The organism is Paenibacillus sp. H1-7, assembly GCF_022354825.1.
Classification (GTDB): Bacteria; Bacillota; Bacilli; order Paenibacillales; family NBRC-103111; genus Paenibacillus_S.
Window position 1 is genome coordinate 5,919,689 of record NZ_CP031168.1, and the last position, 16,260, is coordinate 5,935,948.

Annotated in this window: 6 protein-coding genes; all 6 read right to left on the bottom strand. The window is 56.1% G+C overall.

The features are described 5' to 3' along the window. Window positions 1–3: 3 nt before the first annotated feature. Window positions 4–2,166 (bottom strand): stalk domain-containing protein, encoded by a 2,163-nt coding sequence (locus DVH26_RS26160; protein ID WP_239627068.1) that lies wholly within the window; start codon window positions 2,164–2,166, stop codon window positions 4–6. Window positions 2,167–2,209: 43 nt separating this feature from the next. Beyond that, on the bottom strand, window positions 2,210–5,677 hold the full coding sequence (locus DVH26_RS26165; RefSeq protein WP_239627070.1) for an AAA family ATPase: 3,468 nt from the start codon (window positions 5,675–5,677) through the stop codon (window positions 2,210–2,212). A 59-nt stretch (window positions 5,678–5,736) separates the two neighbouring features. After that, window positions 5,737–6,891: an exonuclease SbcCD subunit D gene (locus tag DVH26_RS26170; protein WP_239627072.1), complete on the bottom strand. Its 1,155-nt coding sequence runs from the start codon at window positions 6,889–6,891 to the stop codon at window positions 5,737–5,739. Window positions 6,892–6,976: 85 nt separating this feature from the next. Beyond that, a complete protein-coding gene (addA, locus tag DVH26_RS26175) occupies window positions 6,977–11,029 on the bottom strand; it encodes a helicase-exonuclease AddAB subunit AddA (protein ID WP_239627074.1) in 4,053 nt (1,350 codons plus the stop codon). Further along, entirely contained in the window at window positions 11,010–14,720 is a 3,711-nt protein-coding gene (gene addB / locus DVH26_RS26180) for a helicase-exonuclease AddAB subunit AddB (RefSeq protein ID WP_239627076.1), read from the bottom strand. Before addB ends, addA begins: the two co-directional genes overlap by 20 nt. Window positions 14,721–14,992: 272 nt before the next feature. Further along, window positions 14,993–16,093 (bottom strand): rhamnogalacturonan acetylesterase, encoded by a 1,101-nt coding sequence (locus tag DVH26_RS26185; protein WP_239627078.1) that lies wholly within the window; start codon window positions 16,091–16,093, stop codon window positions 14,993–14,995. Window positions 16,094–16,260 lie beyond the last annotated feature (167 nt).

Consider the following 16,260-nt stretch of genomic DNA (forward strand, 5'->3'; position numbering starts at 1 on the left):
AAATTATAGGATGGACGCCACAAGATTGGCTATCCATGCCGCGGCTGCCTGCATCATTTTGTGAACCTGAAGCAGTGCGGCTGCCACATAGTGGAGCCAACCCGATTCTTGAGAATCGGGTTTTTGCTCGTTTGCTGGTGTAAGTGGAGCGGGACTATTGGTCGGCTGCGGCCCGGCTATGGAAACCGCTCCGTCTTTGGCGGCAGCGGATGTGCTGCCGCCGCTCTTCATTTGGACGGTTCTTGTCTTGCCGTCCCACTGCAATTGTCCGCCGAAGGCTTCGCCGATAAACCTCGCCGGTCCCATAGTATAGCCGTTGACAAGCAGGGCGGGAACCTCCAGCTCAACGGTTTTGCCGTTCACGACAGCTTGCTTGTCTCCGACCTTCAAGGAGACGCTCGTATTCCCCTTGCGCCCCGTTGCCGTCTGGGTAGCGGCATCCCATGTGACGGTCGCCCCCATAGCTTCAAAGATGGCGCGCAGCGGCGTCAAAGTGCTGCCATTGCGAATGACCGGCGGCTGCTCGAACGATTGCCGTTTGCCGTCCAGCGTAAACGTAACCTGTGATGACAGCGGCAGCGACTTGGACGCAACCTTGGTGCCGCTTCGATTGTACACGGTCAGCTCCAGCCGCGATCCTTCCGGAACTTGTCCTGCATCGAGCTCGAATCCGAAAGGCGGATTGGTTTGTGACTTTACCACGCTCCCGTTAATGGCATAATCCACTTTCCCGATATATATATCCGGTATTTTGATCCAAGGCGTTATTTTCGTTTTTTCGGTGAATGTATTGCCGCTATCAGACAGCTTTACATGGCCTGCGCCATCCGCAGGCTTGGCTCCCTGTTCGACCTTCGTCAAATACAACGGGCTCGAAATCATTAAGCTGTACAGCTTCTTCATCGTCTCGTTCGCACCAAGCAAGTAGTTGTTGCGGGATTCCCGGTCCTTCAAATCGACGTTAAAATAGGTGATCGACTTCAACCGGGGATATTTCAGCGGCATAATCTCATACAGCCGATGCAAATTCAGCAGCCCATAATCGGTGAACGATTCCTGAGGAATGTGAGCGTAATGGGACACGGCTGTTTCGCTGATCATCAGCGGCTTGCGGTCCGAATAAGTCTTGTACAAGTAATCCAGCCTTTCAACCGGGCTGGTCGCCTGCATATTCCCCTGCTTCGGATCTCCGTTCTCATACGGCTCCGTATACATGCTGACCCCTACCCAATCGACATATTCGTCGCCTGGATAATAGACATCCATGGAGTAAGCGGGAACGTCGCCGGGACTCCAAACCATCGCAACGTTCGGCGCTTCCTCCGCCATCACATCGTGAACAAGACGGAACTTCTCAATATACTTTTGCGGATCGCCGTGCCACACGACCCAATTGCCGTTCATTTCGCTAGCATAACGTAAAAAGATAGGAATTCCGCTCGCCTTGGCCGCGCGTGCCCATTTGCGCAAATAGTCGTTGTCCTGCACGGAGTCCAAGCCGTTGCTCGGCTCCCAGGCTATTTGCAGCGCGGCCCCCGCTTCCTTCGCCCTTGAGGCATAGGCTTGCGGGAACGGTTTGTCCAGCTGAGAATAGGCCAAATACAGGGCGTGCTTTTTCCCGTAGATCGATTCGGAGCGTGTAAAATAATTTTGCATTGCGGGGTCCTGCTCGGAATACATGCCGATATACGTTCCGTATTCCGGCTCGAACTTCGCCAATTTGCCGTTGGCCGGCGCCGCCTGCTTTTTCAACAGCTCCGTATCCTGCGTGCTCATGTAGACATCTACAATCGTCCGTATTTGCTCGGCGCGCTGCAGATCGACGGCTCCCCAATCCTTTCCGTCCATCAGCCAATATTTGTTCTCCAGCTCGTAGTAGCGGATAGCATTGTCGTAATCTTGAATACTGTCAAAGTATTCGTCCAGTCTTCCGCAGAACAAAGCGGCACTATGCCAGTCCTGTATTGAAGCATAATGCTCCACAAGAAATTGCCAGTGCGGCACGGCACCTGCAGGGTTGCCGCTGTTGACGGCGGCATCCGCGGCCTGCCAGCGGTCCCATATCGGGTCCGCCTCCGCTTGGGAGCCCCCGAGCAGCAGCCCGGCGGCCAAGGACAAGGCAGTGAGCCCTTTGAGGCAGCGATTCGTCCATTGTCGGATATTCATAATCGGTTGTCTCCTCTCGCTGTAGTATCCATATTGAATTGCTTTATAACGTCTCAAGGAACACTCTGCTGCCCTTTCCGCCTGGCTCGGCAGGAAGCACAACCAGCCTTCTCGGCAAACGGGCCCTCAGCTCCGGCACATGGCTTATTACCCCGACCGTGAGCTTATCCATATGGAGCTTTTCCAGCGCAACGATAACCGTCTCCAGCAAGTCCTGATCGAGAGTACCGAACCCTTCATCCAGGAAGAAAAATTCTAGAGGATACTGTCCTTTCAGCTGGATTTGCGCCGATAAAGCCAACGCCAGCGACAAGGAAGTCAGGAACGTTTCTCCTCCCGAAAGCGTAGTAACGGGCCTCTTGACGCCGCCGTTCGAATCGTCGCGGATAATGAAGCCCCCGGCCGAATCCACCTCGATGGCGTACTTCTGGCGGGTCAGCTGACCTAACCGTTCAGACGCTGCGCGGCTTACCTGCATCAGCTGCTCCTCGGCCAAAAATTCCACGAACGCGTTGCCGCGCAGCACCGACTGCAGCTTGCTGAGCAGCGTAAGCTCGTTTTGGCGGGCTGTTCGCTTCGTTTCCAGCTCGGTCCACCGTGCATGCTTCTCCTGCAGCGACTCCCAATCGCGCTCGGCTTTTGCCTTGGCCTGCAAAGCCGCATCGTCGCGCTTCTTGCATTCAGCCAGCTCTTCCTCCAGCTGCGCCCATTCAGCGTCCGTAACCATGCGGTCGCCAAGCTGTTCGGACAGCTGCCGCACCTGCACGTTAAGCTGATGCTCCAGCTTGCCGTAAGCCTCGACCTCTTCAGCCCAAGTCTGCCTCAGCGCATCGGCAATCCTCGCCGCTTCTACGTCTTCCGGCTTCAAGAAGCCGTATAGCTTGGCTTGCGCGTCCCACTCCTTCTCTGCGTTGGCCGCCTGCTCCATTGCGGTCTGAACCGCTTGAGAGGCTGCCGCCATCGCTGCTGCCGCTTCCTGGCCGGATAACTGTGCCTGCTCGTAATCGAGCTTCGTCTTCTCATTGGCTCCCCGCAGCTGCTCCAATTGGTTCGACACGCGGATTAATTGAGGACCGACCTCTTCTTCTCCGGCCCAATCCTTCAGCCGATCCGCTTTTTCCGACACCTGCTGCTGCAAATGCTTCCATTCGGTTTGCAGCTGGACCGTTTGCCGGTCGAATTCGTTCAGCTTCTCCTGGACTTGCCCTATCAGGCTCAGCTTTTCTTCTATAAAAGTAACGCTCTTGTCCAACCGTTCGCGAAGGTCGTCCGCTTTTTGCTGCTGAAGCCTCAGCTGCTCTGCCGCCGCTTCGACACGGTCAAAATCAACGCCAGCAAACTTCCGGTTCCATTCGTCCGTTTGCGCGGCGACGGTCTCTTTCAGTCGGTCGGTCTTCTCTTTCGCTGACGCGATGAATGTATGTAAGGTTTGCCGGCGGGATTGCTGCTCCGCCATCGTACGGTCGATCTGCCCGCGCAGCTGCAGAAGCTCCTGCTGCCGCTTTTGCATCGCTAGATATCGTCTGCTGAGCTGCAGCAGCTCGTCTTCGACCGACTGCAGCACGGTCAACAGCTCCGCCTCTCCGAGCAGCTCATCTATCGCAGTACGGACAACGCCGCCTGCGACGCTATCGTTCGTCTGCTCCCAAGCTTGTACGGCTGCCGCCGCTTCGGCGAGAGAATCGTTATGCTGCAGCTGGGGAAGCACCGGCTTCCATTGCTGCACGATCCCGTTCAAGCTGAGCAGCAATTGGCTTGCCGACAGCTGCTGCTGCCTTGCCCTAAGCTGCTGCTCCTCCAGACGTGCCATCGCCGCATCGCCTTCGGTTTGCAGCGAAGCTTCGTGCTCATGCAGCGTGAACAGCCCGGGATGCTCCGTAGCTCCGCATACCGGACAGCGGTCCCCCGCTTCCAGCTGCGAGGCCAAGGCAGCCGCCATCGCTCTCCGTTCCGCTTCGCGCCCCTTTGCCTTATGTTCCGCGATCCAAGCGGGTATAGCGGCAAGCACCCTGCCAAGCTTGGCTTCCTGCTCCTTCGCCTCGGCATACGCCTGTGCCGCTTCCTGGAGCCAGCCGGCCAGCCATTGCCCCCACTGCTTCTCCCGCTCCTGCACCGCGCCCTCCTCGCGCTCGAGCGCTTGCAGCTCCTTGCCGTGCTTCTCCAGCTCGGCACGCTGCTCCTCCAGCTGGCGGCGCCATTGCTCGATCGCCCGTTTCTCCTGCAGCGCTTCCTGCAGCCGGTCTCTCTCGGCGCTCGGCACCTCCGCCAGCTTCAGCTCCGCCTTAAGCTCCGCCTGGCGCTTGACGGCTTTGTCTCGCAGCTCCTGCTCACGCTGCAGCTGCTCCCGCGCGGCCGCGAGCTGGCCGGCCGCCTGCTCCGTCTGCTGCGCGAGCCGGCTTGCCGCTCCGCGCTGCTGCGCCAGCTCCGCTGCCAGCGCTTGCGCCTGCTGCAGCTTGTCGAGCCGCAGCAGCAGCGGCGCCTCCTGCGCAGCCAGCGCATCGCGCGCTTGCTTGTGCGCCGCTTGCGCCGCGGCAAGCGCGGCCTGCGCCCTCGCAAGCGCAGCTTCGGCGCCGCCCAAGGCGCTGCGCTCGCGGGCTTGCCGCGCCTGCGCCTGCGCGAGCTGCTGCGCGTACGGCCGCGCCAGCTCGGCCTGCGCCGCGCGGGCGAGCTGCGCTTGCAGCGCCCGCACCTGCGGCGCGCGGGCCTCGTGCTGCGCGAGCTGCTCCCGCGCGGCCGCGAGCGCCTGCTGCAGCTCGCGGATGCGGCGCTGCTCGGCGGCGCGGGTCTCGCACGCGGCAAGCTGCGCCCGCAGCTGCAGCGAGGCTTGCGCCGCATCCGCAAGCGCGGCCGCCGCGGCGTCCAGCGCCTGCTGCGAAGCGTCGCCGAGCCCTTGCTGCTCGGCCTGCAGCTCTTTGATCGCCACGTCCGTTTCCTTGAAGCGGACGGCGGTTTTGGCGCTCAGCTGATCTCCGTACGGCTCCAGATGGAACAGCCGCTGCAGCATTTGCCTGCGCTCGCTGCCCTTCAAGGCGAGAAACTCCGCAAACTTTCCTTGCGGCAGCACAACCGCCCGGGTGAAGTCCTGCATCGACAGGCCCAATACATCCTGGACCTGCTGGTTCACTTCACCCGCCTTATCCGCGAGGACTACGGTCTCTCCGTCCTGATATCGAATCAAACGGCTTACCGTGTTGTTGACCGACACATCGCCTCCGCGCTTGAACTGCCTGTCCACGCGGTAACGCTGCGCGCCGGACGCATGACCCAGCTCGAAAGTAAACGATACCGACAACGTGTTCTCGGCATGGTTCATTATGCCCTGCGTACCGTTGGCGGCACGTTCCACTTTGCCGAACAACGCCAGCGTCACCGCATCGAGAATCGTCGATTTGCCGCTGCCTGTCTGTCCGAAAATACCGAATACGCCGGCATCGCATAATGCTGTGAAATCAATCTCTTGAAGCTCTCTATAGCTTTGAAGCCCGGCCATTTGCAAATAAATCGGCCTCATGGCAAGCCATCCCCCTTTCCATGCATATGATGCAATTCCAATCGTATGTCAATTTCCGGCTACGCCTCCAACAGCTCCATAAACAACCGGACAAGCTCCGCTTCCGGCTCCGCGCCTCCGGTTTGCCGCGCATAATAGCGGCGGAACAGCTCGTCCATCGGCATGCTGTTCATTGAAACAGCGGAAGCCGCGGCCGCTTCCATTTCCGGATAAATGGGCCGGATGTTGACGATGCCTTCATGCGCTTTGCGCAGCATATGGATTTGCTCCGTCGACATCGCTTCCGACATATGTACTTCCAAATCGATCCAGGCTCCGGCATCTTTGCCATCCGCAAGCCATTGATGAATTTCCGTTAAGCCGCCGGCCGCTTTCCACTTGACCAACGGGCGGCCGCTCGACAAGAACAGTTCCTCCAGCTTCGGCACCTCTCCCGGGCCAACATCCAGCACCGTCACCGACTTGGCTTGTCCCGCTTCAGAGAAGCTGTAGGCAAGCGGTGACCCGCTGTACCTCATCAGCGAGGAAGATTTTATCGTTTGGGGGCGATGCAAGTGGCCCAAGGCAACGTACTGCGCTCCTACCGCCAATGCCTCCGTATCGACCGTATAAGCGCCGCCTACTTGAATCGGCCGCTCCGATTCGCTCTCCGCCCCACCCAGCACGTAAATATGGCTCATCAGCAAATTGACAGTATGTAGGCTGAAATGCTTCGCCTGCTGCGAAGCGATAAATTTGACGCGGTCCGAGTAAGCAACCCGCAGCAGCTCTTCCTCAACGTGATCCGTCAACAGCTCTTTTAAGCGCGATTCAGACGGATACGGCAGCGAAAACAAACAAGCTTGCTCCCCCGTTCTTGCTATGGGGATGATTTCATGCCGGTCCTCCGGCAGACCTGCCAGCCGGACTCCGAGCTTTTGCGCCAGCGGCGCAGCCGCCGCCAGCCGGTCGGGATGGTCATGGTTCCCCGCTATGACCGCCACCGGTCTCTTGCCGTTATCGGCCAACCGGGCAAGCGCGTCGTAAAAAAGCTGCTCCGCCGCAGCCGGAGGATTGACCGAATCATAGACATCCCCTGCAAGGAGCACGAGGTCAATATGCTGATCGTTCACCATCCGAACCAGCTCCTCCACGAACGCCTCCTGCTCGGCCATCCGGCTTCTTCCTTCCAGCGTCCGGCCGAAATGCCAGTCCGCGGTATGCAATATCCGCATGGATTCAGTTCCTCCTCTCTTGACTCCTTCTATATCAAGCTCATCTCTCAAAATTTCATTTATTCTTTTGAAAATGCCTTTCCGGCTACAGCTCCAATATATGAGCACCGTCAAATAAAAAAATGTATTTAGCCAATACCGGTTTTTTCCATATTCTAGAAACCGCCTGAGCATACAAATCGAGCTGCAGCTGATACCTTTCCCTCACGGCTTGCAGTGCAGCCGTTCCTCCGCCCTTCAGCTGGTCGGTCTTATAATCCAGCAGCACCAGCCCGTCCTGCTCTTCGAACAGGCAGTCGATAACCCCTTGCAGCAGGATCGTCTCCTCCGAAACGGCCGGATCCGTATTCCCGTAAACTTCCCTTGCGGGAAGCCCATAGCTGAAAGGCACTTCACGGTGAACTGCCGCAGACTTCAGCAATCTTTGTCCCAGCGGGCTCCGGAAAAAGGATACAATGACTTCGGCATCGATTACTTCGCTTTGTGCATCCGTCAACAATTCCTTGCGGACCATATTCGCCAAAGTTTCTTTCACCTCATGAACAGTTGGCTCGAAATGGACCGGCATATGCTGCATCACCGAGTGAAATACGGTTCCGCGTTCCGCAGCGCTCAGCTTCGTCTGCTCCATGAATCTCGGACGGCGGACGATGGCCGGGCGAAATCCTTTTTTCCGCTCCTGCGTTTCCAACAGAACCGGCTCCAAAGGCTCGTCAGACACAAGCTCCAGCAGCTTATGGTGCTCCGACATCCGTTTCAGCTCGGTGACCGACGTTTTGGAAAGCAGTGTGGACGCCTGCTCATTCGAATACGTCCATGACAGCTTGTTCCATACGGAGGATTCGAACGGTCCTCCCTCCCCCGTTTCGCCATCGACAGTCTCCAGCCTGAGTACCGACTGCATCCTCTCTGCCGAAACCTCGTAGACGGCGGCCGCCTCGGCCATCGCGGTGAACGCCTCAGGACGAACCCAGCGGATCTCCCATCGGGAAGGCTCATCGAGCAGCCATTCCGGCCTCCGGTATGCAGCAGCGGCATCTTCACGCAGCGCATGACCATCCGGATGCCGTATCAAAGCAGGTCCAAGCCAGTCCAAGTAAGACCGCGCCTTGGCAACAGTATCGTCCGGCATCAGCATATCCTCATGCTCCGCTAAACGCGACCAGCTCTGGATCAGCTTGTCCGATCCTTTCACCGTAGCAAGCAGATACAGCTTCTCCCGTGCTCTGGTCAATGCAACATAGAGCACGCGCATTTCCTCGGCCAGCATTTCCATCCGCATTTTGCGGCGGATCGCAAGCCACGGCAGCGTAGGATAGCTGATTCTCGCATCCGCATCCATCAGCTTCGGACCGAAACCCAAATCTTTATGAACCATAAACGCATCGGTCAAATCACGCTGATTGAACCGCTTCGCCATCCCTGCGACGAATACGACCGGAAATTCCAGTCCTTTACTTTTATGTATCGACATGATGCGAACAACGTCTTCCTGCTCACCTAGCGCGCGCGCAGTCCCCAAGTCGCCACCGCTGTCTTTCATCCGCTCGACAAACCGGAGAAAACGGAACAGCCCGCGGAATGACGTCGCCTCATATTGTCTCGCCCGGTCATACAATGCGCGCAAATTAGTCTGGCGCTGCTGCCCTCCGGGCAAGCCTCCGACAAAATCGTAAATTCCGGTTTCGCTGTATATATTCCAAATCAGTTCGGATAATGTGCCTTGCTGGGCAGCTTCCCTCCAGGAGCGGAGTCTGCGCATAAACAGCTGCAGCTTTTGCAGTAAGTCCTCATCGAGGGCCGATTCAAGAACGTTTCCTTCAGAAACCCGGCTCACTCCGACAACATCATCAATTCCTGCAGCGACTTCCTTCCAGGCTTCCTGGATCTCGACTGTTTCCGTTTCCGTTTCCGCTTCCGCCGGCTCATAATCATCGCTTGCCAGCGTCGTCTTTTCATGCTCCTGTTCGTTTCTGTGCGTACCTATGTAAGCCCTTACGGCGTCATAAAAAGCACCATGCTTGCCTGTAATCCGGATTTGCGCCAGCTGCTCGGTCGTCAACTGAACGAGCGGTGAGCGCAGGACGGCGGCGAGCGGAATATCTTGATACGGATTGTCGATAATTTTGAGCAGCGATAACAGCATCTCGACTTCCGTTGCAGAGAAGTAACCGCTGTTCAGCTCGGCATATGCCGGAATTCCTTGCTGCTTCAGCTCTTCGATGAACACCGGGGACCACTGCTGAGTAGCTCTGAGCAGAATAACCATGTCCCGGAACGTAATGTCTCTTTTGCCGCCTGTTGATTTATCGAACACTTGGAATGCGCCTGTGCCTCCCGCTCCGAGCAGCTGATGGATTTGTGCAGCAATAGCTCTCGCCTCCAGCTGCGCCGTCTCCAGCTCGCGCGCTTCTGCAGCCGGGTCGAGCTTGTCCGCGGATTCGCCCTCTTCGCCCGACGCATCTTGCGCTGCGCCTTCCTTGTCGGCATCCTCCGGACTATACGGCGTATCCTGCTCCGTTCGGTCAATTAAAATCAGCTCGGCCGCTTCCGTACCGTTACTCTGAACGTCCCATTCAGGATAATAAGCGGCACCGTACTTCAGCTCGGCACGGTCGTCATAAGAAATCTCCCCCACTGTTTCGCCCATCAGCTGTTTGAAAATATAGTTAACCCCATGGACTATCGACAACCGGCTCCGGAAATTACGGGCGAGGTCGATTCGTTGTCCAGGCTCTGTGCCTTCGGTCCGATAGCTCTTGTATTTACCAAGAAACAAGCCGGGTTCAGCTAACCGGAACCGGTAAATGCTCTGCTTGACGTCACCGACCATAAACCGGTTGCCCGGCGCCTCCCTTGAGATCAGAGCTACGATAGACTCTTGAACGCGGTTTGTATCCTGATATTCGTCAAGCAGTACTTCAACGAATCGCTCTCTGTAGCCGAGCGCAGCCTGCGACGGCATCATGGCATCGCCGTCTTCATCTACCGTGGATAATATTTGCAGGCAATAGTGCTCCAAATCGCCAAAATCGACAAGGCCTTTGGCCTTCTTCGCTTCCTGGTATCTTCGGCCGAATTCAATGACAAGCTCCACCAGCGTCTTCATTACCGGAGCCATTTGCCGCAGCTCTTCGTCGTACTGCTGGGGTGTGCGAGCAAACAGCTCCTCCGTCAGGTCGGACAGCTGATCCTTCGCACGGCTTCTCAGCTCCTTCACCTGCTCCTGCAGCTCTTTATCGTATTGATCTCCCTTGCACGGCTTCAGCTTTCCGAAGGAAGCTCCTTGAAACGACTCGTATAGGTGCTCCCACGAATAGCCTGCCACCTGCTGCAGATAGTTCACGGCTTCGATATCATCCTGCAGGTTTTGAAGGTAAGGGGCAGGGCCTCCAGGCTGCTCGGCCACTCGTACGGCTTCCCTCAGAATGGAGGCAATGCCTTCCAGCTCCAGCTGAACGGATGCCAGCAAGCTGGGCAGCCAAGGGTTCGGATCATCCGGGCTCCTGTCGAACATGGCGGCCATTTCACGCAGCCATGCGGCCGGACGCGGATGGCTTCGGGATTCGTCGTAGAGCCGCTGCACCAGCCGGTACAGCACATCGTCGCTCTTTTCGCCGCTGAAACCGTCCACCAGCCGCCAAAAATCTCCGCCTTCCTCCGCAGCGCCATACTGTTCCTCGAACAGCTCCTCGATCAGGTCCTGGCGCATAAGCTCGCTCTCCGTTTCGTTGGCGATACGGAACCCCGGATCCAAAGCAATGGTCTGATAGTGCGTTTGGATCACTTCCAGACAAAAGGAGTGCAGCGTCGTAATAGACGCTCTGCCGATCAATGCAAGCTGTCTGCGGATATGGTCTGACCCGGGATGAAGCTCCAATGCTTTTTCCAGCGCTTCGCTAATCCGGTGTCTCATTTCCGCTGCAGCGGCATTCGTAAACGTAGCGACGAGCAGCCTGTCGACATCCACCGGCTCCTGCTCGTCGGATATTCGCCGAATAATCCGTTCCACCAGGACGGCCGTTTTTCCCGAGCCTGCTGCCGCAGCGACCAGCATGTCGTGGCCATGAATCGTAATCGCATCCCATTGATCGTCCGTCCACGAGGCATTCTCAGGCTTAGGTATTTTGTTGATCATCCGGTTCACCTCCCGATTTCCCGTCCGGCTCATCGAACAGTGTCAGCTGCTCTGCCGTAGTATCCTCTTTCTGTTCAATAGCAGCTCGCTCCAGCTTTCTGCCAGCTTGGACCGCCGATCTGGCAGGGCGGAACGGAATCACTTGGGGAGCAGGCAGCGCTTCAACCCGTTCCTTCATCATCTCCAACGCCCGCTCCTTGCCGACTGGCGTCAGCACCTTGTGCTCGTTGGCTTCAAACTGCGTATCGAACTGACAGACCGGCTTGAACGAGCAGAAAGTACATGCGGCTTCCGTACCCATACGGTACGGTTTGATTGCGACATCGCCGCTTGTCATTGCCGTTCCTATGCCTTTAATCGTCCTGCGCACATAGCTTCGAAGCACGTCCCACTGAGCGTCGTCCGCGACGGACGACGATTTGTAGAAGCTCCCGTCGTTCTTCAAGGCCGCGGGAATCAGCTGGGAATGACCGCTCGATTTCACAAGCGTCGTATCCATCATTCGGGCCGTTTCCGCATCGGCACGGATCAAGCCTCTCATTTTGTACCGTTTGCGAAGCTCCTCCTCCGCTTTTTGCTCAGAAATCCGGTTCTGCGTCTGAAGCAATGGATTATGCACATGGAAATAAAGGACACCTGCAGGCTTGGCCTCCGTCCCTAACCATTCGTTGGCGTGGGTCAATATGACATCCAGATACGTGAGCATCTGCAGCGACAAGCCATAGTACACCTCCGACAGCTGCAGGGCCGTCGGGCTTGACTTGTAATCGATGACCCTCAGCAGCGTCCCCTGCTCCGTATCCGCACGATCGACCCGGTCGATCCGCCCTCTGACGTCCATCCGGATGCCGTTCTCAAGCATATAAGAAAGCGGAGGAATCGGCTGATCCGCCCCAAAACCGATCTCGAGCCCCACCGGCACGAACTGCCCTAGCTTGGCATGCTCTCCGAGCATTTGCGCCGAGCGCCCGATGACCTGCTTCAGCTTGCGGGCAATGTACGAGTAGCGCTGAGAGCTGAACAAAATTTCGCTTTGCAGTCTAGGCGCCAGCAAATCGACAACATTTCCCGCCTTGACCAAATAATCATCGGCGGTCAGATTCGCCCAGTCGCCTCCTTCCTCGGTTATACGCTCGGCGAACATGCTGAGCGCAGCGTGAAACAGCTGCCCGATATCGGGAGCCTGCAGGCGGAAAATACGCCGTTCCTGCAGCCGCAAGCCGTGTGATGCGAATTGGGAGAATGGACACGCTACAAACCGCTCCATTCTGGAGACGCTCGTCAGAACATGCTCTCCATACAGCTGCCGGCTTGTATCCGGCGTCAAAGGCATGGCTTCATTCGTAAATGTCAGCGCCTGCAGCATTTGCTTGAGTCGCTCGCTCCAGCCGGGCTGACGAACAAACCAATTGTATACGTCCCACCATACGGACGATATCGTCTCTCCCTTCATCCAGCCCTTTAGCTGAACTACGAGGTACGACATGGCTTTCTCGGGGCGCGCAATATAGCCAAGCTGCTCCGTGGCGGACATGTCCGCTGAAGGCTCCGCCATCATGAGCCGTTCCTTGATCTCTGGGAACATGCGCTTCATATGCCGGATCACATCGGATGGCAGCAATGACTTCCCTTCCTCGTCCGCGAGAGGATAACTAAGCCACAAGCATTCCGAAGGCGTACAAAATGCGCAGTAAATCAAAAACTGCTCGTCCAGCAGCTTCCTCCGGCTCCCTTCAGCCATGGACAATCCAAGGCCCGTCAGTGTTTCCCGCTCCGGCTCGCTTAACACGCCGTCCTCTTTCATCTTCGCAGGGAGCACGCCTTCATTCACTCCGAGCACAAACACATGCTTTACATTGCCGGACCGGGTACGGTCCATGCTTCCAATCAGTACCTGATCCAGCGACGGGGGCACTAATCCAAGCTTGATGCTCTCCATTCCGGTTTCCAGAAGACCTGCGAACATCTCCGTGGTTACCTCTTCGTCTCCCATCAGCTCGACCAATTGATCGAACATATCGATAACCCGATCCCATACTTGCGCATGTTCTCTCGCCTTTTCCGGCTTGCCTTCATTTATCGCCCGCTGGCTCCAGCTCTCGAGCCTGTCCGGAACGCGCAGCTCAACTAGCAGCTCGTATAATGCTTTTACTTTATCCATGACGGATTTGGCCCGTCTCATCGATTCCTGAAGCTTGAACAGCGGTTGTGCCACACTATTGCGGCAAACGTTCATTTTATGTATAAAAGCCGCTTCCGTCTCGCTGGCCGCTGCATCCGGCTGCTCCAAGCTCGAACGCAAGGAGTAGGTCCAAGGCTTTCCATCGAACCATTTCGAGCCTTGAATGCCAAAGGCAAGCACATAATTCTCCAGCTGATCCATAGCATGCCTGTCCAGACGGATCCCGTCTGCTTTCTGCTCCAGAGGGATGAAAAACTCTGTTTTCACACAGCGGAACACCGCATCGTATTTCCAGTAACGCTCTATGACCTCAAGCGAAGAACGGATAAGCTCCACTACGGGATGGTGCATGACGGACCGCTTTTGATCGAAAAAATGCGGGATGCCGAAATCGGTGAACGTAGCCGACAGCAGCTCGCCGTAGGCTTCCGCATTTCGCACCGTCACCGTGATATCCCGGAACCTGAGATTGTTCTCTCGAACGAGCCGCAAAACCTCCCGCGCGGTCCCTTCCACTTCCGCTCTCCGGCTTACCGCAGCCGTCAGCTTGACCCCGTCCCTCTCTTTCGATGCGCTGCCAGCGGAACGATATGGCTTCTTCAGCCGCTGATCCATCTCCTTTTCCAGATGCGTCAGCATCGGGCTGTCCTTAAACCTTACGGGGGGATCGCATTGCAGCAGAATCGTTTCCCTAACCGGAATATGCAGCTTGTCGAGCCGTTCCTGCAGCTGAAGCATAGTTCTTGCCGTCGGATGGAACAAATCCAATTCGTGAGGCATATCCCCAAGCCTATATTCACGGTCAAGATTCAAAGTCATCGTAACTTCCCGGCACGAAGCAACCATGCTCTCAACAACCGCAAGCTCCTGCGGAGTAAACCCGTGGAAGCCGTCAATCCAGCATTCGGCGCCGCGAACATAATCGGACTTGGGCAGCTGGGCGGCAAGCAGCGTCAGGAAATCTTCCCCGTCCAAATAAGTGCGTGACAGCTCCTGCTCGAATTCCCCGTACAGCAGCTGAAGATCATGCAGCTTATCCTTAATTGAAGACGATTGATCGTGAACGGGCGAGCTTCTGTAGAATGATTCCAACCCTTCCGATGTAATGCAATACCGTTTGAATTCCTTGAATAAATCGCTTATTTTCTCTATGAAGCCCATCTGATCCGCACTGGCGGAAAATAGCTTTAGACGGTCGCGTTGCTTATGTAATAGTTTGTGCAGCAGCAGTTTTTTCCCCGTATCGTCAATCGGCAGTCTCGCAGTCCCTCCGACCTCCTGCATGACCCGCCAGGCGAGTCTTCGAAAGCTGAGCACCTGAGCCCGCAGCGTTCCGCCCAGCTCCGGAGTCGAAGCCAACGCATATTCAGCCTGAAAGGTCGCCTGCTCGGGAACCAGAAGAATAAGCGGACGTCCGCTTGGCGCTTCGAGCAGCTTCTCTTTAATACTGCTCAGGCAGTATTCGCTTTTTCCGCTGCCCGCTCTTCCCAACACAAAACGGAATGCCATGGAGCTTCCTCCTCATCTATGTACAATAGTCACTTGGATATAGGTAGCCATAAGAAAGTAACATTTCACTCTAATTCTATTATTCTACCAAAAAACACTCTTTTTGGGGTAAGGGATGTTTTGGTTCATATTATACCACACAGAGAACATATGTTCTATTACCTCGAAACGAAGCCATGATGGTACGTTGGTGCGCGCTCTAAGCTTATTGAATCGCACGAAAAAAACCGGCACCTGTTCTTCGACAGCTCCGGTTTCGTAAGATCCGTTTTTTAGTTAGACCGCAAATAATGTTGGAGAGGCTCCACTCCGGCCTCGCGGATACATTCCGTCACAAGCCGTGCAATTTCAACGCCTCCGTATTCCGTAAAGTGCGTGTTATCCTGCGCCCCATCCGGAAAATTGGCATATTCGTTCGGCTCCGCCCACATAAAAATACGTTTGGTCGCCTCTTCGCCCCGCTCCTCGAACAGCCGCTTGCTTTTGCCTGCCAAATCCAGAAAAGGAACCTCCTCGCGTTCAGCCAGCTGCCGCATTGCTTCGATATAATCGCCGTGGGTATTCTCAATGCAATGCCGCGCATCAAAAAAGCGTCTGTGCATCGGCGATACAAGCACCGGATAAGCGCCTCTCTGCCGTGCACCGTCAATATACTGCTTCAGATAGTGCTGGTACGTAGTGAAAGCGTCCGTCCCGCCTTCGTTGTCCTTCTCATCGTTATGAGCGAACTGAATGAGTAAGAAATCCGAAGGAGCTATCTGATTCCAAATATGATTCAGCCGGTTTTCGGTAATAAAGCTTTTGGAGCTTCTGCCCGAGCGCGCATGGTTGGATACCGCAATGTCCGCCGTCAGAAACTTCGGGAACATTTGGCCCCATCCCGCATAAGGATACTGGCCTGAGGGCTGGTCGGTTACCGTAGAATCTCCTGCCAAAAATAACGTAGGCATCTCTCCCGCCCGTTCGATTTCTATGGCGTAAACGCTCGGCGCAGCGCCGGAAAACGCCAGCTTCAGCTGTCCGTCCTCGGCTCTCACGGCAAAGGTTTCCCGGACGAACTGTCCTGGAGCGGTATGAATATTGTCCAGCATCAACCGCCCGAGACCGGCTTTGACCGTCGTCGCGGATGGAGCATCCGGGTGCCCCAATGTTAAGGTAACGGAATAATTGCCGAAAGGCACGTCCACTCTGAACGTCGGCACCGGCTGAAGAAAATAATCCCCAGGCCACGAATCGCGTAAATCCTCGTTCCTAGAGGGATGCACCGACTGGGAGAAGCCATAGCCTCTGGCGCTGCTGTACGAAGTATTCAGTGTCACGGGAATAAATTCTGAGCTTGTTTCATTGGGATGAAAAGCAAATTGTATTTTCATTAGGTTCCTCCAACAAGCGGTAATGTCGCTGACTTCTCGAAACATGATGATATGAAACTAAGTCAGCGATCGGTCTTTTGTTAATATTACCTTATAGTAAGCGCTTAGCCCCCTGAATTCAATCCGAATAATTTCGCATTTTATCAATTTTTGAAACCAGACTGCAG